Raw genomic sequence first — 24,590 nt, 5'->3', positions numbered from 1 at the left:
GTCATGAGCGTGTCGAAAAAGGTGAGTTTTGAAGGCGCGCTGGGTGAGACGCTGGCCGCGCGTCTCGACCTGCCGCTCGGTCCGCCGCGCGCTTATGCGATCTTCGCCCATTGCTTTTCCTGCTCGAAGAACGCGCTCGCCGCGTCGCGCATTTCACGCGCTCTGGCGGAAGACGGAATCGCGGTGCTGCGCTTCGACTTCACCGGGCTCGGAGAGTCCGACGGCGATTTCGCCAATACCAATTTTTCCTCGAACGTCGAGGACCTGATCAAGGCCGCCGACTTCCTGCGCAAGGAATACGTTGCGCCGACCCTGTTGGTCGGCCATTCGCTCGGCGGCGCGGCCGTGCTGGTGGCGGCCGGCAGCATTCCCGAGACCAAGGCGGTCGTGACCATCGGCGCTCCGGGCGACGCCGAGCATGTGAAGAGCCAGTTCGCCGAACACATCGAAACCATCGAGACCGAGGGCGAGGCCGAAGTCGATCTGGCGGGACGCCCCTTCCGCATCCGCAAGCAGTTTCTGGACGACATCGAGGGCCATACGCTGACCGATATTGTGGCCGGGCTGGATGCGCCGCTGCTGATCGCGCACTCGCCGGTCGACGAGATCGTGGGCATCGACAACGCAACCAAGCTGTTCGTCAACGCCCGTCATCCCAAGAGCTTTCTGAGCCTCGACGGCGCCGATCACCTGCTGAGCGACGAGGCCGATGCCGAGCACGCGGCCCGGGTGATTGCCGCCTGGGCGGAACGCTATGCGCTGACACCCCCGCCGCCCGAACCGGCGGCGGCCCCGCGCTCGAAAGCGTCTGCGGTGGTCAAGGAAACCGGGCTCGGCAAGTATCATGCGCAGGCCAGTACCGGCCCGCACCATTTCTTCGTGGACGAGCCACGCGAGATGGGCGGAGACGAGGGCGGCCCGAACCCCTACGACCTGCTGTCTGCCGCGCTGGCCGCGTGTACGACGATCACGCTGCGCATGTATGCCAACCGCAAGGACTGGGATGTCGGCCTGATCAGTACCCAGGTCATCCACTCGCGCGAAAAGGGCGCCAAGCCGAACGAGGCCGCCGACACGTTCGACCGCCTCATCCGCACCGACAAGGCGCTGGACGAGACCGAGTGGGACAAGCTTCTGGAAATCGCCAACAAGTGCCCGGTGCACCGGACACTGGAGCGCGAAACCACGATCCGCACTTGCAAGGGTGAATAATGGCCCCCAATTGATGATTGGTAATGTTACGGTAATGGAGACGTGACCCGGGCTGCTTCATGAGTGGCGCCGTACCCGGGTGTCTCCCCCAACACCGACACACTCGCAAACAGGATGGTCCGAAAAATGAGTTTCAAGATGCCACTGCGCACGCTTTCGACCGGTCTCGCCGCCGCGCTTCTGACGACCTCTGCGCTTCCCGCCATGAGCCAGGCTCAGCAGCCCCGGCCGCCTCTGGCCGCCGCCGTGCCGCAGGGCGCGCCGATGTCGTTTGCCGACCTGATCGAGCAGGTAAGCCCGGCGGTGGTGTCCATCGAGGCATCGGGCACCGTGTCCCGCGGCGAAACGCCGAACTTGGAAGACCTCCCGCCGCAATTCCGGGAATTCTTCGAGCGGTTCGGCGGCCTGCCCGATCAGCAGGAGCCCCAGGAACGCCGCGCGCAGGGATCTGGCTTCTTCATCTCCGCCGACGGCTACCTGGTGACCAACTATCACGTGATCCGCGACGCGGACGACATCACCATCGTAACCAAGGATGGCGACCGCTTCCCGGCCAATGTCATCGGCACCGACGAGGCTACCGATCTGGCGCTGCTTCGCGTCGAGGATGAAGACGAGACCTTCCCCTTTGTGACGCTGGACCAGGATCCTGACGTGCGCGTCGGCGACTGGGTCGTCGCCGTGGGCAATCCGTTCGGCCTCGGTGGCACGGCTACGGCGGGCATCGTTTCCGCGATCGGACGTCCGATCGGCGCGGTCTATACCGATTTCCTGCAACTGGATGCTCCGATCAACCGGGGTAATTCCGGCGGCCCGGCCTTCGACCTGGAAGGCAATGTTGTCGGCGTGAACTCGGCCATCTTCTCCCCGACCGGCGGCAATGTGGGCATCGGCTTCGCCATTCCCTCCGACCTGGCCTCCAGCGTCATCGCCCAGCTGCGTGAAGGCGGAACGGTCAGCCGGGGTTATCTCGGCGTGCGACCGCAAACGCTGACCGCCGACCTGAAGGACGCCCTGGGCCTGGACGAGGACCTGGAAGGGGTTCTGGTCCCGGAAGTCATCGCCGGAACGCCGGCTGCCCAAGGGGGCCTGCAGAACGGCGATGTAATCATCGAGGTCAATGACAACGAGGTCACCAGCGCCATCGAACTGACGCGGCGCATCGGCGCTTTCGCGCCGGGCGAAACCGTGCGTCTGACCGTTCTGCGCGACGGCGACGAACGCACGCTGCGCATCGAGCTGGCCGAGCGCCCGGGCGAGGACGAGCTGAACGGCACTGCCAACGATAACGAGGCCACGGACAGCTTCTTCGGCATGTCTCTCGAGCCCGCCGACGAGGAAACGCGCGAGGGCCTGGATATCGAGGGTGGCCGCGGCCTGTCGGTCGTCGGTGTCGCGCGCGGCTCGGAAGCGGCGGAGAAGAGCATCCGTCCCGGTGACGTGATCCTCGAAGCGGGCGGTCAGGACCTGATGTCGGTCGCCGACCTTGAGGCGGCAATCGAATCCGCGCGCGAACGCGGCCGCAGCGCGGTTCTCGTGCTCGTCGCTTCGCAGGGCGGAGTCCGCTACGCCGCGCTTCAGTTCGAGGACGAGGAATAGGCCATCCGGCCGGATTCCCGACGGGAGAGGAAGTGCCATGCGTCTCTTGATCATCGAAGACGACAAGGATGTCGCCAGCTTCATGAGCCGGGGCATGAAGGAAGCCGGCCACGTCATCGATGCGGCGCACGATGGCGAGACCGGGCTGGAGATGGCCCGCAATGGCGGTTACGACGTCCTGATTGTCGATCGCATGCTGCCCAAGCTCGACGGTCTGACGGTGATCGAAACGCTGCGCGGGGAGGGCGATCAGACCCCGGTTCTGATCCTCTCCGCCCTCGGCGAGGTCGATGACCGGGTCCAGGGCCTGAAAGCGGGCGGCGACGACTATCTGGTCAAGCCGTATGCCTTCGCCGAGCTGCTGGCCCGGGTCGAGGTACTGGCGAGGCGCCGCGACCCGGACAGCGTGAAGACCCGGCTGACCGTGGGCACGCTGGACATGGACCTTCTGGCCCGCACCGTGCGGCGTGACGGCGAGGACATCCTGCTGCAACCGCGCGAATTCCGCCTGCTGGAATTCCTCATGCGCAATGCCGGCCAGGTGGTGACGCGCACCATGCTTCTGGAGAAGGTCTGGGATTATCATTTCGATCCCCAGACCAACGTGATCGACGTGCATATCTCCCGGCTTCGGTCGAAAATCGACAAGCCCTTCGATGCGGAGATGCTGCATACCGTCCGCGGTGCAGGCTACCGGCTCTCCGCGCCGTGAGACGGGCCGCTCGGGCCGGGGAGGCTGAGACGTGAACTGGCGCATGCCCGCCTTCGCGCGCACGACCGCCTTCCGGCTGACGCTGATGGCGGCCGGCCTGTTCGCGGTGTCCAGCTTCGTGATCCTGGCGCTGGTCTACGCCTACTCGGTGGGGGCCGCCTCGCGGCGTGCCGATGCCACGATCGGCCAGGAAGTCGCGGCGGTCGAAAAACGCTTCGCCGAGGGCGGGCCGGGCCTGGCCAACCGCTACATCCTGCAGCGATCGGTCGGCGGGTCGGAGTTTCTCTATCTGCTGGTCGGTCCCGACGGGGAGCGGATGACGGGCAATATCTCGGCATTGCCCGCCGTTGCTCCCGACGAGGACGGGCGTATCCGCTTTACCTATGACCGGGCCCCGGTCGATGACGAGGACGGCCAAAACGATGCGGCCACCGGGCGCGAGGCGCGCGGACGCATCGCCGCCTTGCCCGACGGGTATGCGCTCTTCGTCGGTCTCGACGTGCAGGAAGAGACGCGGCTCGTCGCCGGACTGCTCAACGCGATTCTGGTCGCCTCTGGTCTGGCGCTGGCGTTTGGGATCGTCTCCGGCGTGCTGGTCAGCCGCCGCTTCGCTGCACGTCTGGAAAGCATCAACGCGGCTGCGCGCCAGGTCATGACCGGCAAGTTCGCAACGCGCGCGCCGCGTACCCATTCCGGCGACGATCTCGACGATCTCGCGCGCCACTTCAACGACATGCTGGACCGGGTCGAGCACCTCATGCACCGCATGCGCACGGCCGGGGATTCCATCGCGCACGATCTGCGCCTGCCGCTGACGCGGATGCGCAGCCGGCTGGAAACGGCACTGGTCGAGGGTGCGGACAAGACCGACTATGAAGCCGCGCTGGCCCAGGCGGTGAGCGATACCGATGAGTTGCTGAAGACTTTCAACGCCGTGCTGTCGCTGACCCGGCTGCAGACGGGCGAGCGCCGCCAGGCTTTCCAGACGCTGGACCCGGCCGAACTCCTGTCCGATATCGCCGAACTCTACGAGCCGGTGTGCGAAGATGCGGGGCTGGAGTTTTCCAGCGAGCTGGCCAGTGGCCTGACCATTCTGGGCGACCGCGAGCTGATCGCGCAGCTGGTCGCCAACCTCATCGACAATGCGGTCAAGTACGCGCCGGCGGGAGAGGCCATCTGCCTGCGCGTGCGTGAGACCGGGTCCGGCGCGGTGGAGATTTCCGTCACCGATACCGGGCCGGGCATTCCGGCCGAGGACCGGGTCCGCGTGCTGGAGCGTTTCGTGCGTCTCGAAGAAAGCCGCAACCAGCCCGGCGTCGGGCTGGGCCTGTCTCTGGTCCAGGCCATCGCCGAGGTGCATAGCGCCGCGCTGTCGCTCGATGACGGGCCGGGAACGGACGGCGCACCGGGCCTGAGGGTGGCGCTGGTCTTCCCGCAGGTGAAGTAGGCTTGCCCTTCCCGACCCGACGCGCCACCGTCTGTCCATGCCCGATCCCATCCCTGCCCGCCTGACCCGATCCCTTCCGGTATGCGACACCGAGCGCGCCGCGCGTGTGCGTGCGCGCCTGCCGGACGCGGCCCGCGAGGCGTGGGCGGAGGCGTCCGGATTCGTCGATGCGGTGTTTGCGGCCGCGCCCTACCTGGGGCGTTTGGCCGTGCGGCGGGCGGAGACCTTTCTGCGACTGGCGCGCGACAGCCCCGAAGCGGTGATCGCGGACGCCATCGAGCGCGCGCGTGCCGTCGCAGAGCTCAGCGATCACGACGAGGCGGCGCGGGTACTGCGCGAGGCAAAGAGCGATCTTCATCTGGCTGCCGCGCTAGCCGATCTGTCCGGGGCCTATGACCTGTCCCATGCCGTGGGGGCGCTGACCGCCTTTGCCGATGCCAGCGTGCAGGGCGCTCTGGGCGCGGCAGTGCGCATCCGGGGCTTCGACGTTGAAGCCGACGACACGCCGCTGCCGGGCTATTTCGTGCTGGCGCTGGGCAAGATGGGCACCGGCACGCTGAACTATTCCTCCGATATCGATCTGGTCGTGCTGTTCGAGCCGGACCGGATCGTGACGCCCGAAGGCAAGGAACCGCAAAAGGCGCTCGACCGCCTGACGCAGACCTGGGTGCGGCTCATGTCGGAGGAGACTAGCGATGGCTATGTCTTCCGGGTCGATCACAGACTGCGGCCCGACCCGTCCTCCACGCCGGTCTCGCTGTCGGCAGAATCGGCGCGGCGCTATTTCGAGGCGGTCGGACAGAACTGGGAGCGGGCCGCTTACGCCAAGGCGCGCGTCTGCGCAGGCGACAGGGAGGCGGGTGAAGCCTTCCTGCGCGATCTCGAACCCTTCATCTGGCGCCGGGCGCTGGATTTTGCGGCCGTGGAGGACATTCGCAGCCTGGCCAAACAGATCCAGTCGATCGGGCGGCGCGCCGAGATCCGCGTCGCCGGCCATGACGTCAAGCTCGGCCGGGGCGGCATCAGGGAAGTCGAATTCTACGCGCAGGTGATGCAGTTGTTGTTCGGGGGGCGCAAGCCGGCCCTGCGGGTGCCGGACACGGTCGGGGCGCTGCGCGCGCTCCAGGCCGAGGACCTGATCGCGGCGGAAGAGGCCGAGGCCCTGATCGAGGACTACCGCACGCTGCGCCATGTCGAGCACCGCATCCAGATGCGCGAGGACGAGCAGACCCAGACCCTGCCCGCGGACCGCTCTGCCCGCGCGGCGGTCGCGGCCCTTTTCGGCGAAGCGGAGCTCGAGGCCTTCGATGCGCAGGTGACATCGGCCTTGCAGCGCATTCATGCCGCCTTCTCCGAGCAGTTCGATGACGGCGACAGCCTGGCCACCGGCGAAGGCAGTCTGGTCCTGACCGGCGTGGAGCCCACACCGGACACGCTCGCCACGCTGAGCGCGCACGGATTTTCACAGCCTGAACAGATCTGGTCGCGGCTGTCTGGATGGGCGGCGGGCCGGGCCAGGGCCGGCCGGACCGAACGCGCGCGCGGCCTGTTTTCCAGGCTGGCGCCCCGCCTGGTCGAGGCGATCGGCGCAACGGGCGACGCCGACCGGACATTCGCGCGCTTTGCCAAATTCTTCGAGGGCCTGCCGTCGGGCGTCCAGCCGCTCTCCCTGTTGGTCAATCACCCTGAACTCGCCGACGAGCTGATTGCCATTCTGGGGCTCGCTCCTCGCCTGGCCGAGGTGCTCGCGCGCCGTCCCGCCCTGCTGGACATCATGCTGGACCCGTCCTTTGCCCAGCCGCTGAAGACTGGCGACCGGACCAAGCTCGCCGAGCGCATGCGCGAGGTGCGCGGACGCGGCACACCCTTCGAGCTGGCGCTCAACCAGGCGCGGCGCATCGCGCGCGAGGAACGCCTGCGCATCGGGGCGCAGACCCTGCTGGGCCGGGCCAGTGCCGGCGAGGCAGGGCGCGCCTATACTGATCTCGCCGAGGCGGCAATCGAGGTCATGAGTGATGCGGCCCTGAACGAGGTGGCGCGCCGTCACGGCCCGCCCCCGGGCCGGTTTGCCATTCTGGGACTTGGAAAGCTGGGCGGGTGCGAACTTTCCGCAGACTCTGATCTGGACATCATGGTGGTCTACCAGGCCGATCGCGAGATGTCGGAGGGCGAACGCCCTATCGGATGCGACACCTGGTTTTCGAGATTCACGCAGCGCCTGGTCGCCGCGCTGTCGGCGCCGACCGAAGAAGGCGATCTGTTCGATGTCGACCTGGCGTTGCGGCCGTCGGGGTCGGCGGGTCCGGTGGCGGTCAGCCTGGCCCGGTTCGAGAGCTATTATCAGGGCGGGGAAGCCTGGACCTGGGAGCGCATGGCGCTGACACGCGCCCGGATCGTGGGCGGCCAGGGCCTGGACTCCGAGGTGAGCGCGGCGCTGGACGCGGCGATGGCGTGCGACGTTGCGGCCCGGGACATCCGCCGCGACGCGGCTGCGATGCGGGCGCGCCTGGAACGCGACAAGCCGGCTGGCTCGCTCTGGAATCTGAAGCTGCGGACCGGTGGGCTGATCGAGATCGAATTCATCGCCCAGACCGGACAGCTGGTGCTGGGCCGGCGCCTGTCGCCATCGACCGCTCAGGCCTTGCGGATGCTGGTAGAATGCGGCGCGCTGCCGGAGGCCGACGGCGAGGCCCTGACCACCGCGCTGCGCGACTACAGCCTGGTCACGCAGCTTCTGCGTCTGGCGCACGGGTCGGGCTTTGACCCCGACACCGCCAGCCTCCCCTTCGCCGAACGGCTGGGCGAGGCGGTGGGCGTGAGCGGCCTTCAGGCCCTTCAAGACCGATTGGACGACCATGCGGCCAGGGTTCGCGCCCTTTTCGTGGCCCATATCGGCGAGCCGCAGCTGGACAGCGACGGATAGTGACGGGCCGCAGCGTTCTAGCCTTCGAGGACTGACGACTGACCCTTAGGAGGCTTCACTCATGAAGACCGCATTGAAAACCACGCTTCTGGCCGCCGGCATCGCGCTGGGCGGACTCAGCGTTGCCGTCGCCGCGCCCGGACAGGGCCATCACGGGGGTGGCCGTGGCCATTCCGGACTGACCCATCTGGCCATGTTCGACCTGAATGGCGACAATACCGTCACACGAGACGAAATCGCCTCGCTGAAGGGCGAGGAGTTCGAATGGCGCGACCGTAATTCGGACGGCTATCTTGACGCGGAAGACGCCTCGCCCATGCATCGGCGCATGATGGAGATGCGCGAGGTCCGCCGCGAGGAGATGCGCGACGATGAAGATGGCCGGCGGGGCCGCGGCCATCGTGGCAGACGCGGCGAACGCGGCGGCTGGATGGACGGTCAGGACGCGGACGAAGATGGCCGGATCTCGCGCGCCGAGTTCGTCGACGGCGAAACCCGGATGTTCGACCGTCTCGACACCGATCAGGACGGTTCGGTGACGGCCGATGAACTCGATGCTGCGATGGAACGGCGCGAGGAGCGCCGTGAAGATCGCCGCGAGGCGCGCCGCTGGTGGCGCAACTAGGAGCCAGACCGCATCGTGCGGCCGGGGAGGGCGTCATCGCGCCACGACTGACCTTGATTGCGGGTGGCAAGTCCAGCCCGCCAGTCGACCGCGACGCTTTCCCCGGCGGCGATCTGGCCTATGCGCGCGCCCTGTCGCAGGGCGACCCGGCGGCGGCGCGCCTGTTCATGCGCCGCAATCTGCCGGTCATTCTGGGCCTCGCCCGGCGTCTGCTCGGCAGTGAGGCGGAAGCCGAGGATGCCGCGCAGGACGTGTACATCAAGGTATGGAGAGGTGCAGGCAGGTGGCAGCCCGGAACCGCTCGGTTCGACAGCTGGGTGGGACGTATCGCCATCAATGCCTGCTACGACCGTTTGCGCCGCCGCCGCGAGGTCTCCGGCGAGGTGCCCGAGCGGGCCGACACGGCACCTCTGGCCGACCGGAAGATCAGCGCCAGCCAGACCGCACAGGCTGTACGCGAAGCTGTGCAGGCTTTGCCCGAACGCCAGAGACTGGCCCTGGAGCTGTGTCACTTCCAGGAGCACTCCAATATCGATGCCGCCGCGATGATGGAGGTGAGTGTCGACGCCCTGGAATCGCTACTGGCGCGAGCGCGCCGCGGCTTGAAACAGGCGCTTGCCGACGAACAATCCAACCTTCTCTCCGGCCTGGCCGGGGGAGCTCACGAGGGAGAGAGCTGATGGACCGCACCCGCTTTGACCGCCTTGTCAGCGCCTATGGCGCAGCTCCATCGCGCTGGCCCGCCGCCGATCGCGAGGCAGCGCTTGCTTTCCTGCGCGACCACGCTGACGACGCTCTTCACGCGCAGCTCGAAGAGGCCGCCCGGCTCGACCGCCTGCTGGAGTCCGCCCGGGACCTCACCGGGGTGCCGGGCAATCTTGAGGCGCGCCTGCTGGCCTCCGGTCCTGGGGCGAAATCGCGCCCAGGCATGGCGACCCCGCGATGGGCGAGCATGGCGGCTGCCGTCGCATTGATTGGCGGCCTCGGGCTGGGATGGTCGTTCGGGGATTCGGCGCAGCCGGACCGGGACGATATGGCGATCTATATTGCCGCGTTCGACAGTCTCCAGGCCGAGAATTCAGCCTGGGTGGAGGAAGAGTGATGTTTAACCGCACCGGCCTTGCCGCCAATCTCTGGGTCGGCCTTCTGGTCGTCTCTGTACTGGCGAACGGCATCCTGATCGGCGTGCTGTTGCAACGCGGGTTCGAGCAGCCGGGGGCCCGGGAGGATCGGGCTCTTGAAACGGTTCTCGGGCCGGGCCGCTTCAACCCGCGCGCCTTCTACGAAGCGTTGCCCGAGGAGGGACGCGCGGCCGCGCGCGAACGCATGATGGAGGGACGCGGAGAAATCCGCCCCTTGCTGCGCGAAGCCGGTGCGGCACGCCGCGAGGCGGCCGCCGCCATTCTGGCCGAGCCCTTCGATACGGAACGCGCCGCCCAGGCGTTGCGCCGGGCGCGCGAGACGCGCGCCGCCGTCGAAGCGCAGGGCGAGCGCGTGCTGCTGGACATCGTTGAAGGTCTGGATTCGCAGACGCGCAGCGAGGTGCTGGCCGAGGCCTATTCGGGCCGTCCCCCCTTCGAGGGACGCCGCCATCGCCGTCACGATCGCCGTGACCGTCATGAGCATCGCGAGCATAACCGCGGCGGCGACGGCGATGGAGATGACGCGGTCCGGGCAGACGAGGCTGCGGACGCGCCGGCCGGGCCGAACAACTAGTTTGGGGATTACTCGGCGGCGTTGGCGTTCAGGTGAAACGCACCATGCTCGCCTGAGGCTTCGTCAGGCAGCTGCGCGGGCAGGGTGAAGGACACCGTGGTCCCTTTGCCGAGCGTGGAATCGATCCGCAACGTGCCGCCATGCAGCTCCACCAGAGACTTGGACAAGGCCAGGCCCAGGCCAGACCCTTCGTGCTTGCGCGAATGATGCGCTTCGATCTGCTCGAACGGGCGGCCAAGCCGGGGCAGGTCCTCTTCGGGAATGCCGATGCCGGTATCGCTGATCTGGAGCACGACGCCGTCCACCGCATTGAAGCCGCGCACGGTGACCCGGCCGTCCTCCGGGGTGAACTTCACGGCGTTCGACAGAAGATTGAGCAGCACCTGCTTGATGGCACGCGGGTCGGCTTCGATTTCCGGCAGGTCTTCGCCTTCCAGAACGATATTGATGTTCTTCTCGGCTGCGCGCGCGGAGACCAGGCGCAGGCATTGTTCGATCAAATCCATCGGAACGACCGGCTCCGCTGACAGAACCATCTTGCCGGCTTCGATCTTGGACATGTCGAGAATGTCGTTGATCAGCGAGAGCAGGTGTTGACCGGAATTGTAGATGTCGTTCGCATACTCGGTGTAGCGCTCGTGGCCGAGCGGGCCGAAAATGTTCTGGATCATCATTTCCGAGAAGCCGTTGATGGCATTGAGCGGCGTACGCAGCTCATGGCTCATGTTGGCGAGAAATTCGGATTTCGACCGGTTCGCCTGCTCGGCGCGGATCTTTTCTTCTTCATAGCTGTGCGCCAGTTCCTGGATCCGTTCCTGGGACCGTTTCAGGCTGTCGACACTCTGGCGCAACTGACGGTCATTGGCCTTGAGTGTCGCTTCGTGGCGTTTGAGCGCGGTAATGTCGGCGCCGACCGAGACCAGGCCGCCATCATTGGTGACCCGCTGGGAGTAGTGCAGCCAGCGCCCGTCCTTCAGCTCCATCTCGTAAGTGGCGTTCTCGCGCGCATCGGAATGGACGGCGAGAATGGCCTTTCCGGCGGCCGCCTCGGCATCGTCATAGGCCATGCCGGCTTTCAGCGCGTGCTCGTCGAGATCGAAGAATTCCCGGAACTTGCGGTTCCACAACACCAGGCGGCGCTTGGAGTCCCACAGCACGAAGCTCTCATTCATGGATTCCAGCGCGGCGCGCAGGCGCGATTCCGCCGCCGCGACGCGAGCCTGGGCGCCTTTGCGCTCGGTGATGTCGATGGCCACGCCCATGATGCGCCGGGCATCGCCGCGTTCGCTGACCATCGGACGGCCACGCATCTGCATCCAGAGCGCGATTGAGTTGGCGCGCGCTTCCAGATTGACCTCTCCCGATTTGAGGGCGCCGCGCAGAGCCGTGCGAACGCGGCCCCGGTCTTCCGGGTCGAGCAGGCTGAGAAACTCCGGCCCGCTGATGATCGAGGCTCCCTTGCGGCCCACCATGCGGGCGAAGGACTCGGTGATGAAGACGTCGTCGGTCGACAAATCCCAGTCCCACACGCCGCAGCGGGCACCCTCGATCGCCAGACGGAAACGGCGCTCAGAGTCTTCAAGCTGCGCCTGGATGGTCTTCAGCTTGCCCATCTGGATCAGCAGGAGCGCACACAGCGCCACCGCCGCAAAAAGCGGCCCGAGGAACATCAGAAGATAGAAGATCAGCGTGCGGCGCCAGCCTGTCTGGTCGATGGCAGGCGGCCCCAGGCTATAGGTCTGGATCGGCGCGTCGGCGAGGGCCGCGACACCCAGAATGCGGTCCTGCTCGCCCATGCGCGCGCCTGAAATCGCTCCGCCCTGGCCGGCAACGCGCAGGATGCGCTCTGTCGACAGCCCGAACCGTTCGGCCGCAAAGGGTGCCCCGCGAAGCTGCACCGGAGGCTGCAAGGCAAGTGTGCGCCCTTCCGCGCTGGCCAGGATCGAGATCTGGTCAGGGCGGTTTTCCGGAAGAATGGCGGCCGGGTCCACCCAGACGACCAGGGCGCCAACCTGGCCGGTGGGCAGCGGCACGCCGGAGCCCATGACGATGCTGGAGGGCGGGCCGAGCAGGGTTGCCACACCGGTCGGGCTGGCCAGAGCCGCCTCGGCCGCCTCCCGGATATCGGCCTGCGTATCCGGCGAGCGGACCACGCTTCCGCCGGGCAGAAGCAGGGCGGCCCCGGAAATCAGGCTGGACTCGGTCAATGTCTGCAGACGGATCCGGGCAACGTCTTCGATGCGGTCCGCCTCGGCCGTCGACAGGTCGGCGGCGGCGAAGGCGAGGGCGCCGCGCACCTCGGCCAGACGTCCGCTGACGCGCTCGGCCAGGAAGGCGGCGGTGCGCGCCTGGGTACCTTCGGCTTCCTCGACAGTGTCGGCCCATTCCTGCTGGAGCTTGAAGGCGATGATCGCGCCGAAGATCATCGAGAACGCGATCACCGCGAAGAGGACGCGGCGCGGCGTCAGCCCGCCGCGCATGGGGCGAGCTTGCTCGGTCATCCCGACAGAGCCATCCGCAGAAGCGGACGCGGATCGCAGGCGCGCCTCGGTCATTGTGTGATTTAACGGAGAGTGAACGCGTTCGTCCAGCAGAATGAAAAGTTTAAGCAGGAAACCGCATGCGTTTGCGAGGCATGATTAAACAATCGCGACGGTTTTGTTGTAATCAGGCGACACGTCTTGCTTTTCTGCCAGTCTAGCCGGCCTGTTCCAGTGTGGCCTCTGCTGCTTGCGACGCCGCTTCGCCGGCGGCTTTCGGGGCCGTTTCGCCATCTGGGGCTTGGGGTTGTGGGGCCTCGATCGGCGTCTTGCGCCGCTCTTTTTCAGCCGGCCACTCGATTGTGCGGCGACGGCGGTCCGGTCCAAAAAACGTCTTGGTGCGCACGAACGGGCGCGGCTCGTTCACGCAGGCCGCGATCTTGCGCCACAGCTCGCTGGCATTGATGGGCTTGGCGCAGATTTCGGTCACGCCGGCGTCTCGCGCACTCAGGATGCGCGAACGTTCAGTATAGGCGGTCAAGAGGATGATCGGCACGAACCGGTTGTGGCTGTCGGCTGCGGTGCGCAGCATGCGCGTGAATTCCAGTCCGTCCAGCATATCCATCTGATAATCGAGAATAATCAGGTCGATGCTGTCATTGCGGGCAATGTCGATGGCCTCGGCCGGGTCGCGGCTCTCGAAGATATGAACGATGCCGAACCCGCGCATCATTGTGCGTACGATGTGCAGCATGTGGCTGTTATCGTCGACGAGGAGGACCGTTAGCCGGTCGAGACCGGGAAAAAATTGCACGAGCGACACCTGAAACTGTACCGTTTACGTGAAGATAGTCTCCGCTGCGCGCTTACCAAGGTGTTAGCCAGGCGACCCATAAATTATTCAGACGACCTGCATTCCGCTAGGTGTCCGATTGGGGTGTGTTCTTGACTGCCCGGACGGTGTCCTTGGCGCGGCGGGCGAGGGAAAGCAGCTCATCGCCCGCCCCCGGATCGTCGCCGGCCAGGCGAACCAGCGCCTCGGCGAGGGCAAGAAGGCGCGGAGCATTCGCGACCAGACGGGCCTGCGCCTCTATCCGGTTGGGATCGCGGTCGTATTCCGCACCGGGCACACGCCACCCGCCCCAGTCGCGCTCATCGGTGACGACCACAGGGTAGGTCCCGGGATGCGGGTGGTGAATGCACTCGTCGGCGGTCTGCCACTTGTTCTTTACCCGCATGAGGCGCCACTGGCCGGGCTGGACATCGGCGTCAGCGGTTTCCTCGGCGGCGAGCTCTGCAGCGGAGAAGTCACGCCCGAGCCCGCAATCGTAGAAGACCTTGACCGGCTCTTCGACGTCCTTGACCCATTGCGGCTTGACCTGCTCCACCATCGCCCAGGTTCCGACCGGGCGCACGAAGACACGCTGGTGTTTCTGAAAGACGGCCTTGGCCATGGATGTCCGCTCCACTTCTGGCAGAAGCATAGGCCCGAAAGCCTCAAATCCCCGTTAAATGTCAGGGTTAAAAATGGACAGTTTGGGGCTGCGTCAGTCGCTGGCTCAGTTCAGGTCCCGCCCTGGGGCCTCATCGGTTCGCGGCAATCGTGGCCGCGAATTTCTTCGATGCAGGCAAAACAGCTCGGTCCCGGCCCGTTTGCGCTTTTTCTGCTGCCGAACTAAATGATCACAATGACCGCACACCCGCACACCCTGGATCGCCGGTTCACCGTGGCGCCCATGATGGACTGGACCGACCGGCATTGCCGGGCCTTCCATCGTGTCCTGACGCGGCGCGCCGTGCTTTATACCGAGATGGCGGTCGACCAGGCAGTGATCCACGGCGATGCGCCGCGCCTGATCGGATTTGATGCGAGCGAGCACCCGGTCGCGATCCAGCTGGGCGGATCGGACCCGCGCTTCCTGACCGAAGCTGCGCGCATCGCGGAAGGCTTCGGCTATGCTGAGATCAATCTGAATGTGGGCTGTCCGTCCGACCGGGTCCAGTCCGGCAAGTTCGGTGCCTGCCTGATGCGCGAGCCGGAGCTTGTGGCCGAATGCCTGGCGGCGATGCGCGATGCAGTCGACGTGCCGGTCACGGTCAAGCACCGGCTCGGCGTGGACGACCAGGATCCCGAGCAGACGCTTTTCTCCTTCGTCGACACGGTCGCCGCCTCGGGCGTGACCACCTTCATCGTGCATGCCCGCAAGGCGTGGCTGAAAGGGTTGAGCCCGAAGGAGAACCGGGACGTGCCCCCGCTCGACTACGCGCTGGTGCGCCGCCTGAAGACGGCGCGCCCGGACCTTGAAATCCTGCTCAATGGCGGTCTCGCCACGCTGGATCAATCGGTCGAGGAGATGAGCGGCGTGGACGGTGTCATGCTGGGCCGGGCCGCGTACCACACACCATTCGAGCTGGCGCGCGTCGACAGCCGCCTCTATGGCGAGCGCGACCCGGTAGAGACACCGTTCGACGCGCTGGAAGCGTACCGGCCTTATGTGGAAGGCGCGCTCGCCGCGGGCACGCGTCTTCACGCCATCACCCGCCACATGCTCGGCCTGTTTACCGGCATGCCCGGCGCGCGCCGCTGGCGCCAAATCCTCTCCAGCGAGGCCAACCGGCCGGGTGCGGACTGGTCGGTTGTCGCGCGCGCGGCGGAGGCCGTCTCGGAGGCGAGACAGGCCGCGTGACCGCACAGATCTGGGTCTTCTTCGCCGGGCTCCTGGCCACGGGCGCCTTTGCCGGTCTGATCGCCGGCCTGTTCGGGATTGGCGGCGGCGTCGTGATGGTCCCCGCCCTCTACTACACGCTGAGCGCGCTCGGCTATGAAGACCACGCCATGCATGCCGCGGTGGGAACCTCGCTCACCGTCATCGTCTCGACCTCGCTGCGCTCCGTCGCCGCGCATGCCGGCCGCGGCGCGGTCGATTTCGACGTGCTGCGCCGCTGGACCCCCTGGATCGTACTTGGCGCCCTGACCGGGTCGGTGATTGCCGACCTGGCCCCGGGCGAAGTCCTGACCGCGCTGTTCGGCATCGTCGCCCTGCTTTTGTCGGCGCAGTTTTTCTTCGGCCGGCCGGACTGGAAGCTGGCGCAGGACATGCCCGGCCTGCCGATGAGCGGTGTTCTGGGCACGCTGATTGGCACGCTATCCAGCCTCATGGGGATTGGCGGCGGGGTCTTCGGCGTCACGCTGATGACGCTGTGCGGCAAGCCGATCCACAAGGCGGTCGGGACCGCGGCCGGCTTCGGCGTGGCGATCGGTCTGCCGGGGGCCATCGGCTTCATGGTGGCCGGCATGGGCGAGCTTGGCCGGGCGCCGTTCTCTCTGGGTTATGTGAACATGGCCGCCTTCGCGGTGCTGGCGATTGCCGCCGTCTTTCTCGCCCCGGTCGGCGCGCGCCTTGCCCATGCCCTGCCCGAGCACAGGCTGCGACAGGCCTTCGCGATCGGGCTGGTGATCGTCGCGCTGAACATGTTGCGCGAGGCATTCTTCACGGGCTAGCCGGCCTTGCGTGCCAGATAGGCTGCGCGACGCTTTTCAAGCTCCGGTTTGAGCGCGGCGCGTTCGGCGTCGGTAAACCGGGTCCACCGGCCGAGCTCCTCAAGCGTGCGAAAACAGCCGACGCACATCCGGTCCTCCGGGTCGACGAAGCAGACCTGTATGCAGGGAGACCAGATCGCGCGTTTCATGGCGGGGACAGTGTCGTTTCGCGCACGACAGTTCAAGCGCTGGAAAACCGTCCGTCTACACATTAGGGTGCGCGCCCGGGACCGGGATTTCTCAACAACTCGAAGGCAGACACGATGGAAGACGCGGGGCTTCAGCTGCGCAGCCTGATTGGCGTTTTTGCGTTTATCGCAATCGCCTGGGCATTCGGCCCGCGGCGCAAGCCGCCATTCCTCCTCATCGCCGGCGCGGTCGCTGTCCAGTTCGTGATTGCGGTCATGCTGTATTCGCTCGCGCCCACGCGTGCCTTCCTGGCCTCGCTGACCGGCGTCGTGGATGCGCTGCAGAAGGCGACCCTTGAGGGAACGAGCTTCGTCTTCGGCTATCTGGGCAGCCAGCAGGCCGCGGACATGCCGTTCCAGCCTGTCGCGATCAATCCCGACGGGACGGTGCCGGGAGCGTTCACCTTTGCTTTCCATGCCCTGCCGATGGTCATTGTCCTTTCCGCCCTTTCGGCGCTGCTGTGGCGCTGGCGCATTCTCGAGTTTGCCGTGCGCGCTTTCGCGCTGCTCTTTCGGCGCATCCTCCAGCTTTCAGGCGCGGCCTCGCTCGGCGCGGCTGCCAACATCTTCCTGGGGATGACCGAAAGCCCGGTTCTGATCCGTCCGCGCCTGGCCACGATGAGCCGGTCGGACCTCTTCCTGATCATGACGGTCGGGTTTTCCACGGTCGCCGGGTCGGTGATGGCGATCTACGTGTCGCAGCTCTCAGGAGTGCTGCCCGACGCCGCCGGCCACATCGTCACGGCCTCGCTCATCTCCGTGCCCGCGGCGGTTCTGCTTGCCCGCGTGATGCACCCGGCGGAGCCGGGTGAGGAGATGACGGGACAGGAGCCGATCCCGGTCAATCTCTATCATTCCACGATGGACGCTCTCACCACCGGCGTGACCGACGGCGTGAAGCTGTTCATCAACATCATCGCCATGCTGCTGGTCTTCACCGCTCTGGTGACCCTGCTCAACATGATGCTGACCGTCTTTCCCGACTTTTTCGGCGCGCCCATCTCGGTCGAGCGCTTCATGGGCTGGATCTTCTCGCCGCTGGTCTGGCTTGCCGGCATTCCGTGGGCCGAAGCGAACCAGGCCGGCTCCATCATGGGCTACAAGACGGCGCTGAACGAGATCCTGGCCTATGCCGAGCTCGCCAATGCGGAGGGCCTGTCGCCGCGCACCACGCTGATCTTGACCTACGCGGTCTGCGGTTTCGCCAACTTTTCCTCGGTCGGCATCCTGATCGGCGGATTGATGGCCGTTGCGCCCTCGCGCCGCGAGGACATTCTGGCGCTGGCGCCGCGCGCGCTCATATCAGGCTCCCTTGCCACGCTGATGACCGGCGCGGTGATCGGAGCCCTCCCGGGAAGCCTGTTCGGACTGTAGACGCGAAAACGCCCCTCCCGGCGGGGAGGGGCGTTTCAAGCTCTGTCTCAGGCCGCGATCATTCGACCGGTTCGGCGTGGGTCTCGACCGCCAGGTACGCAATCACGTCGTGACGGTCCTGCTCGTCGCGCAACCCGGGGAAAGCCATGCGGTTGCCGGGGAGGAATTCGCGCGGATTGGCCAGCCATTCTTCAAGCCGGTCCGGCGTCCATTCGAAATCGGCGTTCTGGACCGCATCGGAATAGCGGAAGCCTTCGACCGTGCCGGCTTCGCGCCCAAAGACACCGTGCAGATTCGGACCGACCAGGTTGCGCGCGCCCTCAGGAAGCGTGTGGCAGGCGGCGCAACGCCGGAAAACACGTTCGCCGTTTTCAAGATCGGCCTGCGTATAGGGAGCACCGAACCCGGCGAGGATGGTTTGTGCCTCCTCGCTCATGGCCGGTGTCTCGTCCGCCGCCGCTTGATCCGGAGCAGTTTCGCCGGTCTGATCGGCACCGGCATCGCCGGTCGGGTTGCCATAGGCCGGATCGGGCTCGGCGCTGTCTTGCGACGCGGATGCGGTTTCGGTGCTTCCGCGCGCCGGCGTCTCCGGTCCATGACCAGTGTCCACCTCGCTGTGCGAGGCGGCATCGCCCTCGGGCGCCATCGGTTCGGACTCAGGGTCCTGGCCCGGGCCGCAAGCGGCGAGCACAAGCGCGGATACAGCGGTCAGCAGGCTCAATCGGGTCATCGGCTCGGGACTCCTTGAAGATGATTGGTTCAAATTCGCTTCGTGTCTCAATAGCGCGCCAGGGACTGCGGGTTCAACGCGCGAGATGACGCAACCGGTTCCATAGCGCTACATACTCCTCGCCCCAGTCCGCCTTCCATGAGTCGTCCCTTGACCTCGAACCCGCACGCGCCGTCATCCCCCATCCGGATCCGCCCCGCCGGGCCCGCAGACCTCGATGAGATCGATGCGCTGGAGCGCGGCGCGTTTGCTCAGGATCGCTTTGCCCGCCGCAATCTGCGCCGGTTGCTCACGCGTTCCTCCGCCCTGGTCCTGCTGGCCGAGCGCGCCGGGGAACATGGCCCGGAGCGCGTGGGTTATGCGTTGATCCTCTACCGGCGCAATGCGACGGTGGCCCGGCTCTATTCGATCGCCGTGGACGAGACGGCACGCGGTCAGGGTATCGGTCCGGCACTGGTCGCGGAAGCCGCGCGCCACGCCGCACAGCGCGGATGCCGGCGCCTGCGGCTGGAGGTTCGCCGGTCGAACGGCGCTGCGCAGCGAAGTTATGAGAGAAGCGCTTTTCGCCGAACCGGAATTCGCCCAGCATACTATGATGACGGAGAGGATGCGGTGATCATGGAGACCGAGATCGCAATGCGAGAACACACACAGTCATGAGCGATTGGCTCCTTCTGGTCGACCATTCCGGTGACCTGGCCCAGCACGAGACGCCCCACAAGGTGCTCAAGGTCGCCGACTACCTGACCAAGCCCCGGCTCTTCTCCGACCGCCGGCCCAACATCATCAACCTGTCACGCTCCTACGCCTATCAGAGCGCAGGCTATTATGCCTCACTGCTCGCGGAGGCGCGCGCTCACCGCATCGTGCCGACGGTGCAAAGCATGGTCGAGCTGTCGCGCAAGTCGCTCTACGTGTCGGCGCTGCCTGAACTCAACGCTGCGCTGGCCCGCGATCTTGACGCCCTCGCGGAGCGGCCGGAGCGCTTTCTCGTCGCATTTGGACGTCCCGAGCTTGCCGGCTTCAAGCGGTTTTCGAAGTTGCTGTTCGACTGGTTTCGCGTGCCCGCCATCGAGGTGCGCCTGAACGAGGCGGGCGGCATCGACAAGCTGCGCCCGGTTTCGATCCATGCGCTGAAGGGCGAACGCCGCGACTTCTTCCTGGATGCGCTGGACTCCCATACCAAGCGGAGCTGGAGCCCGCAGAAAGCCCGCACTCCGGCGCGCTGGTCGCTCGCGGTGCTGGTCGATCCCAAGGAGGAGAAGCCGCCGTCGAGCGCAGCCTCTCTCAAGCGGCTGGCCTCGGTGGCCTCGCGCGAGCATGTCGAGGTGCAGCCGATCGGACCGAACGATCTGGCCAATCTGGCCGAGTATGATGCGCTCTTCATCCGCGCGACGACGGCCATCGACAACTTCACCTATCGCTTCGCGCGGCGCGCCGAGCAGGAAGGCATGCCGGTCATCGACGACACCCAGTCCATGATCCGCTGCACCAACAAGGTCTATCTCAAGGAGCTGCTGGAAAAGGCGGGCATTCCCGCACCGCGCACCCTGATCCTCGACGAAGACGCGAACCTCTCCGACGTGATGGAATCGCTCGGCAGCCCGGTCGTGCTGAAGGCACCGGACGGGTCGTTCTCGCGCTCGGTCCACAAGGTGGCCACGCGCGAGGAGCTGACGAAGAAGGCCAAGGCGCTGTTCAAGGACACCGCGCTGATCATTGCCCAGGAATACATGCCGACCACGTTCGACTGGCGAGTCGGAGTGCTCGGCGGCAAGCCCCTGTTTGCCTGCCAGTACAAGATGGCCCGGGGCCACTGGCAGATCATCAAGCACGGAGAGGGAGGCAAGATGACCGAAGGCGGCTCGGCGACCTTCGCCATCGAGGATACCCCCGCCGAGGTCATCGATATCGCCGTTCGGGCCGCCCGCGTGATCGGCGACGGGCTCTACGGCGTCGATATCAAGCAGAACGAAGCCGGCGTGTTCGTCATCGAGGTCAACGACAACCCGAACATGGAGCACGATGTGGAAGGCCTGGTCCTGAAGGACGAGATGTGGAAGCAGCTCATCGCCTGGTTCGCCGTGCGTCTGGAAACGCGTATCGGCCACCTGCCTCGATAATCGCCGGGTGTGAAAATGGTGCCGGTTGAGGGACTCGAACCCCCGACCTTCGGTTTACAAAACCGCTGCTCTACCAGCTGAGCTAAACCGGCCTGTCGGCCTTGCGACAACCGGCGCCTCCTATACGCGCGGGCCCCGGCGCGTGCAAGCCGGGCAGCAGCGCCCTAGTGCGTGCGGATGATCTCCACCAGGGCGAGGCGGGAGCCGTGATCGTCGACCACGAGCTGGAGATTGAGATGCAGCTTGGCTCCGTCGATCGTGATCGGGCGCGTCACCGGCTGCTGGGTGGCATCCACCAGCGCGCTGCGGGTCTGTGAAACCGCTTGGGCGATCGTATCCATGGCATTGTCGGGAGCGGTCGCTCCGGCCTCAGCCCAGCGTTCAAAGCCGCGCGATACGGTGAGCGGATCGCTTTCCGTACCCATCAGGCGGTAGAGGGCGAACAGGCCGTCCAGACGGGACACGGCCGCGCGCCAATAGTCAAAACTCGACTGGTTCGTGGGATTGGCGAGCAGGGCCTCGATGCTGTCCGCCAGCTGCTGGCTGGCCTCCATCACGCCGGATTCCAGCCGGGAAATCGTGGCCTGGCTGACGCCGAGATCCGCCGCGAGCGCTTCCTGCTTGATCCGTTGACGGATGCGGAAGGCGCGAAGCTTTTCACCCAGGTGCAGTCTCGACATGGTGCTTCCTTCTTGAAAAGGCGGTCAGTGCGCGGACCGGCCATCAGCCCGATTTCACGATCCTGTGCGTAAGCTTGAATCCGTCTCCATCTCGATTTTCTGGCGATGGGCTGTCAGCGCCGTCATGGCAAACTGGGCGAACCCGAAAAGCATGGTCAGTTCGTCGTCTTTCAGTGTACGCGGTTGCGCATCGATGATGCAGAACGTCCCGAGCGCGGCGCCTTGCTTGTCGATGAGCGGAATGCCCGCATAGAAGCGGATGAAGGGGTGGCCGGTAACCAGCGGGTTGTTCTTGAAGACCGGGTGGCTGGCGGCATCCTCGACAATAAAGGGCTCGGTGCTGACGATGGCGTGAGTGCAGAACGAGATTTCCCGCTCGGTCTCGCAGACATCAAGCCCGTGCCGCGCCTTGAACCACTGGCGCGATTCATCCACCAGCGTGACGAGGGCAATCGGCACATCGAGGGCAATCGCGGCGGTGTTTGTGATCGCCTGAAACCGCGGATCGGGGTCGGTGTCCAGAACCTGGTAGCGCCTGAGCGCCGCCACCCGTTCGGCGTCGGTCATCGAAGCCATGTGAGCGTCTCTCCCATTGCCCGGTAGTGCAGGCGACGTGGTTGTAGCGTTTGCACGAACATGACCGAATTTTCGATCTGCCGTCGAGTCCCCGGCTGTTTGAAGACTGCTGACCATCGACCGCGCCGGCGTCCTGCTTCCGACCGATCGCAAGCCTCCCGATCCCCCGGGCCGCTGCCAAAATGCGCCCTGGCTATTTTCCTGACCTCGTGTGACCGCTATGTCTGCGCCTCGCACCGCACCCGCTTCAGTGATCCCGGGCCGGCGGTCAGCACTCTCGAGATTGGACGGTTATCGATAATGCCCCGCATTCTGGTTACGAGCGCCTTACCTTACATCAATGGTATCAAACACCTGGGCAATCTGGCCGGGTCGATGCTGCCCGCCGATGTCTATGCGCGCTTCGAACGCATGCGCGGCCATGATGTCCTGGCGATCTGTGCGACCGACGAGCACGGCACCCCGGCCGAGCTGGCCGCGGCTGCGGCCGGCCAGGACGTGCGCACCTATTGCGACGAACAGCACGAGATCCAGAAGGCGCTTGGCGAGCGCTTTGGTCTGGCCTGGGATTATTTCGGCCGCACGTCGAGCCCGCAGAATGCCGAACTGACGCAGCATTTCGCGCGCGTGCTCGAAGACAAGGGCCTGATCGAAGAGGTCGTCGAGAAGCAGATCTATTCCATCGACGATGGCCGCTTCCTGCCCGACCGCTACGTCCAGGGCACTTGCCCCACGTGCAAGCATGAAAAGGCGCGCGGCGATCAGTGCGACAATTGCGGCCGGCTGCTGGACCCGGTCGACCTGATCGATCCCTATTCGGCGATTTCGGGATCGAAAAACCTCGAGGTGCGCGATACCCGCCACCTGCGCCTGCTCCAGACCCGGATGGAGAACCGTCTGCGCAGCTGGGTGGACGCGGCCGACGGCTGGCCGTCGCTGGCCAAGTCCATCGCCTACAAATGGCTCGACGAGGGGTTGCGCGACCGGACGATCACCCGGGACCTGTCCTGGGGCGTGCCGGTGGTCCGCGAGGGCCAGGCGCGCGAGGGCTTCGAGGACAAGGTCTTCTATGTCTGGTTCGATGCGCCCGTCGGCTATATCGGCGCGACCGTGGAATGGGCCGACAAGACGGGGGGCGACTGGCAATCGTGGTGGCGCACCGACGAGGGCGCGGGCGACGTCACCTATGTGCAATTCATGGGCAAGGACAATGTCGCCTTCCACACGGTGTCTTTCCCCGCCACGATCCTGGGGTCGGACGAGCCCTGGAAGACGGTGGACCGGCTCAAGGCCTTCAACTGGCTGACCTGGTATGGCGGCAAGTTCTCCACGAGCGAGAAGCGCGGCGTCTTCATGGACCAGGCCATCGACCTGCTGCCCGCCGACTACTGGCGCTGGTATCTGACCGCCGGGGCGCCCGAAGGCGGCGACGCGCAGTTTACCTGGGAGCATTTCCAGTCGGTGGTGAACAAGGACCTGGCCGACGTGCTGGGCAATTTCGTCAACCGCATCCTGCGTTTCGGAAATTCGCGCTTTGACGGCGAGATTCCGGCCGGTGGCGAGCCGGGCGAGGCCGAGAGCTGGCTGTATGAAGAAGTCGATGCCGGTCTGAAGACCATTGCCGAGCACTACCAGGCGATGGAGTTCCGCAAGGCGATGGCCGAGACACGCGCCCTGTGGGCGGCGGGGAATGAATATCTGACCCGTGCCGAACCGTGGAGCCATTTCAAGACCGACCGCGAACGCGCAGCGCTGGGCGTGCGCACGGGCATCAATCTGTGCCGCCTGTTCGCACTAGTGGCTCACCCGGTCATTCCCTTCACTGCCGACAAGATCATGGCGGCTCTGGGTCTGTCCGGAGAAGGCTTCGACTGGCCCGAGGCGAGCGCGCAGGAGATTCTCACCGCGCTGCCGCCGGGAGGCGCCTTCACCCCGCCCGACGTGCTGTTCGCCAAGATCGAGGATGACGCGGTGGCCGAGTGGAGCGAGCGGTTCGGTGGCGGGCAGGAGTGATCGGATTGCGGGGCGGGCGGTTAGGCGTTCCTAAACCTTGAGGCGTGAAAGATGCGCCTTTGCAATGGGTTTGAAGTCCGGACCAGGCATGAGTGACACGGAGACGACATTGGGGGAGGGCGCGCTGGGCGCGGATGTGCTGGCCAAGGCCAACATCAATCCGGAGACCGGCCTGGCGACCGACTACCTCAACCATTTCAACGAAGTGGTGATGCTCATGGACATGTTGCCCGACATGCCCGATTGCGCCGAGGATGTGCTCGATTGGGCCCCGTGCGACTATGTCGAGCATTTCCAGCGTTCGACTTTTGCGGCCAAGGAGCTCGCCATTCTGGCTTACGGCGCCGCACCGCGGGCGCTGCGCGCGCACCTGGAAACCATCATCCTGCAGATCGACAGTGAGGTCGCCCGCGCCCAGTCCATGCTGGAAGGCGGCGCCGATTCCGAGACATGCGCGACAGTCGCCCGCATGGCCAACGAGGATATCCGCCCGCTGATCGGGGCGGCGTCCGGCGCCATTCACGGCAAGATGGACGACGCGGACGAAGCCGAAGAATCCTCCGCCCAGGCCGATATTGACGCGATGTTCGGCTAGGCTGCCATTGACCTTCCCCCCGGCGCACGCTGCAATGGGCGTCAATCAGAGACACC

23 protein-coding genes and 1 tRNA gene are annotated in these 24,590 nt (G+C 65.9%); 16 read left to right on the top strand and 8 right to left on the bottom strand.

Annotated features, from left to right (window positions below):
• Nucleotides 1-3: 3 nt before the first annotated feature.
• The 9 genes from E5162_RS14040 to E5162_RS14005 all read left to right on the top strand — a co-directional run bounded on the left by E5162_RS14040 (nucleotide 4) and on the right by E5162_RS14005 (nucleotide 10,234).
• Nucleotides 4-1,212, top strand: a complete 1,209-nt coding sequence (locus E5162_RS14040) for a bifunctional alpha/beta hydrolase/OsmC family protein (RefSeq protein WP_135945902.1) — start codon at nucleotides 4-6, stop codon at nucleotides 1,210-1,212.
• A gap of 126 nt (nucleotides 1,213-1,338) precedes the next feature.
• Nucleotides 1,339-2,811 (top strand): Do family serine endopeptidase, encoded by a 1,473-nt coding sequence (locus tag E5162_RS14035; protein WP_233342036.1) that lies wholly within the window; start codon nucleotides 1,339-1,341, stop codon nucleotides 2,809-2,811.
• 37 nt (nucleotides 2,812-2,848) lie between these two features.
• Nucleotides 2,849-3,523 carry a response regulator transcription factor gene (locus E5162_RS14030; RefSeq protein ID WP_135945901.1) on the top strand — a complete coding sequence of 225 codons (675 nt, stop codon included), beginning with the start codon at nucleotides 2,849-2,851 and terminating at the stop codon, nucleotides 3,521-3,523.
• Nucleotides 3,524-3,554: 31 nt separating this feature from the next.
• Nucleotides 3,555-4,970: a sensor histidine kinase gene (locus tag E5162_RS14025; RefSeq protein ID WP_233342037.1), complete on the top strand. Its 1,416-nt coding sequence runs from the start codon at nucleotides 3,555-3,557 to the stop codon at nucleotides 4,968-4,970.
• Nucleotides 4,971-5,007: 37 nt separating this feature from the next.
• On the top strand, nucleotides 5,008-7,893 hold the full coding sequence (locus E5162_RS14020; RefSeq protein WP_135945900.1) for a bifunctional [glutamine synthetase] adenylyltransferase/[glutamine synthetase]-adenylyl-L-tyrosine phosphorylase: 2,886 nt from the start codon (nucleotides 5,008-5,010) through the stop codon (nucleotides 7,891-7,893).
• A gap of 61 nt (nucleotides 7,894-7,954) precedes the next feature.
• Nucleotides 7,955-8,518, top strand: a complete 564-nt coding sequence (locus E5162_RS14015) for an EF-hand domain-containing protein (RefSeq protein WP_135945899.1) — start codon at nucleotides 7,955-7,957, stop codon at nucleotides 8,516-8,518.
• Nucleotides 8,506-9,198, top strand: a complete 693-nt coding sequence (locus E5162_RS14010; RefSeq protein WP_206751132.1) for an RNA polymerase sigma factor — start codon at nucleotides 8,506-8,508, stop codon at nucleotides 9,196-9,198. Before E5162_RS14015 ends, E5162_RS14010 begins: the two co-directional genes overlap by 13 nt.
• Nucleotides 9,198-9,620, top strand: coding sequence for a hypothetical protein (locus E5162_RS14780; RefSeq protein WP_158291318.1), 423 nt, complete (start codon nucleotides 9,198-9,200; stop codon nucleotides 9,618-9,620). Before E5162_RS14010 ends, E5162_RS14780 begins: the two co-directional genes overlap by 1 nt.
• Entirely contained in the window at nucleotides 9,620-10,234 is a 615-nt protein-coding gene (locus E5162_RS14005) for a periplasmic heavy metal sensor (protein ID WP_158291317.1), read from the top strand. Before E5162_RS14780 ends, E5162_RS14005 begins: the two co-directional genes overlap by 1 nt.
• Nucleotides 10,235-10,242: 8 nt before the next feature.
• Here E5162_RS14005 and E5162_RS14000 read toward each other — a convergent pair whose 3' ends face one another.
• From E5162_RS14000 to E5162_RS13990, 3 genes are all read right to left on the bottom strand, one after another.
• Nucleotides 10,243-12,735: a PAS domain-containing sensor histidine kinase gene (locus E5162_RS14000; RefSeq protein ID WP_174235014.1), complete on the bottom strand. Its 2,493-nt coding sequence runs from the start codon at nucleotides 12,733-12,735 to the stop codon at nucleotides 10,243-10,245.
• A gap of 196 nt (nucleotides 12,736-12,931) precedes the next feature.
• On the bottom strand, nucleotides 12,932-13,528 hold the full coding sequence (locus tag E5162_RS13995) for a response regulator (protein ID WP_233342038.1): 597 nt from the start codon (nucleotides 13,526-13,528) through the stop codon (nucleotides 12,932-12,934).
• 106 nt (nucleotides 13,529-13,634) lie between these two features.
• Nucleotides 13,635-14,168 carry a hypothetical protein gene (locus E5162_RS13990; protein ID WP_135945935.1) on the bottom strand — a complete coding sequence of 178 codons (534 nt, stop codon included), beginning with the start codon at nucleotides 14,166-14,168 and terminating at the stop codon, nucleotides 13,635-13,637.
• A gap of 234 nt (nucleotides 14,169-14,402) precedes the next feature.
• On the opposite strand from E5162_RS13990, the gene dusA reads away from it, so the two are divergent.
• Nucleotides 14,403-15,401 carry a tRNA dihydrouridine(20/20a) synthase DusA gene (gene dusA / locus E5162_RS13985; RefSeq protein ID WP_135945896.1) on the top strand — a complete coding sequence of 333 codons (999 nt, stop codon included), beginning with the start codon at nucleotides 14,403-14,405 and terminating at the stop codon, nucleotides 15,399-15,401.
• Nucleotides 15,398-16,216 (top strand): sulfite exporter TauE/SafE family protein, encoded by an 819-nt coding sequence (locus E5162_RS13980; protein WP_233342039.1) that lies wholly within the window; start codon nucleotides 15,398-15,400, stop codon nucleotides 16,214-16,216. Before dusA ends, E5162_RS13980 begins: the two co-directional genes overlap by 4 nt.
• Here E5162_RS13980 and E5162_RS13975 read toward each other — a convergent pair.
• Nucleotides 16,213-16,404, bottom strand: a complete 192-nt coding sequence (locus E5162_RS13975; protein ID WP_135945895.1) for a DUF1289 domain-containing protein — start codon at nucleotides 16,402-16,404, stop codon at nucleotides 16,213-16,215. The two genes, E5162_RS13980 and E5162_RS13975, sit on opposite strands and share 4 nt — an antisense overlap.
• A 114-nt stretch (nucleotides 16,405-16,518) precedes the next feature.
• On the opposite strand from E5162_RS13975, the gene E5162_RS13970 reads away from it, so the two are divergent.
• Nucleotides 16,519-17,817 (top strand): NupC/NupG family nucleoside CNT transporter, encoded by a 1,299-nt coding sequence (locus E5162_RS13970; protein WP_135945894.1) that lies wholly within the window; start codon nucleotides 16,519-16,521, stop codon nucleotides 17,815-17,817.
• A 58-nt stretch (nucleotides 17,818-17,875) separates the two neighbouring features.
• On the opposite strand, the gene E5162_RS14985 is transcribed toward E5162_RS13970, so the two are convergent.
• On the bottom strand, nucleotides 17,876-18,547 hold the full coding sequence (locus E5162_RS14985) for a c-type cytochrome (RefSeq protein ID WP_206751131.1): 672 nt from the start codon (nucleotides 18,545-18,547) through the stop codon (nucleotides 17,876-17,878).
• A 150-nt stretch (nucleotides 18,548-18,697) separates the two neighbouring features.
• Between E5162_RS14985 and E5162_RS13960 the strand changes: the two genes are divergently transcribed.
• Both E5162_RS13960 and E5162_RS13955 read left to right on the top strand, forming a co-directional pair.
• Entirely contained in the window at nucleotides 18,698-19,207 is a 510-nt protein-coding gene (locus E5162_RS13960) for a GNAT family N-acetyltransferase (RefSeq protein WP_158291316.1), read from the top strand.
• Nucleotides 19,204-20,670 carry a RimK family protein gene (locus tag E5162_RS13955; protein WP_135945892.1) on the top strand — a complete coding sequence of 489 codons (1,467 nt, stop codon included), beginning with the start codon at nucleotides 19,204-19,206 and terminating at the stop codon, nucleotides 20,668-20,670. The genes E5162_RS13960 and E5162_RS13955 overlap by 4 nt, the downstream gene beginning before the upstream one ends.
• Nucleotides 20,671-20,686: 16 nt before the next feature.
• Here E5162_RS13955 and E5162_RS13950 read toward each other — a convergent pair.
• The 3 genes from E5162_RS13950 to E5162_RS13940 form a co-directional block, all read right to left on the bottom strand.
• Nucleotides 20,687-20,762, bottom strand: a tRNA-Thr gene (locus E5162_RS13950).
• A 72-nt stretch (nucleotides 20,763-20,834) separates the two neighbouring features.
• Nucleotides 20,835-21,350 (bottom strand): helix-turn-helix domain-containing protein, encoded by a 516-nt coding sequence (locus tag E5162_RS13945; protein ID WP_135945891.1) that lies wholly within the window; start codon nucleotides 21,348-21,350, stop codon nucleotides 20,835-20,837.
• A gap of 54 nt (nucleotides 21,351-21,404) precedes the next feature.
• Nucleotides 21,405-21,917 carry a GAF domain-containing protein gene (locus E5162_RS13940; RefSeq protein WP_206751130.1) on the bottom strand — a complete coding sequence of 171 codons (513 nt, stop codon included), beginning with the start codon at nucleotides 21,915-21,917 and terminating at the stop codon, nucleotides 21,405-21,407.
• A 309-nt stretch (nucleotides 21,918-22,226) separates the two neighbouring features.
• Here E5162_RS13940 and metG point away from each other — a divergent pair, with 309 nt between their 5' ends.
• Both metG and E5162_RS13930 read left to right on the top strand, forming a co-directional pair.
• Nucleotides 22,227-23,939, top strand: coding sequence for a methionine--tRNA ligase (gene metG, locus E5162_RS13935; protein ID WP_135945889.1), 1,713 nt, complete (start codon nucleotides 22,227-22,229; stop codon nucleotides 23,937-23,939).
• A gap of 88 nt (nucleotides 23,940-24,027) precedes the next feature.
• The gene (locus tag E5162_RS13930; RefSeq protein ID WP_135945888.1) at nucleotides 24,028-24,534 is read left to right on the top strand and encodes a hypothetical protein; all 507 of its coding nucleotides are present in this window, start codon (nucleotides 24,028-24,030) and stop codon (nucleotides 24,532-24,534) included.
• Nucleotides 24,535-24,590 lie beyond the last annotated feature (56 nt).

Source organism: Marinicauda pacifica, from assembly GCF_004793635.1.
GTDB classification, from domain to species: domain Bacteria; phylum Pseudomonadota; class Alphaproteobacteria; order Caulobacterales; family Maricaulaceae; genus Marinicauda; species Marinicauda pacifica.
This window is presented reverse-complemented; position numbering and strand designations above follow the sequence as displayed.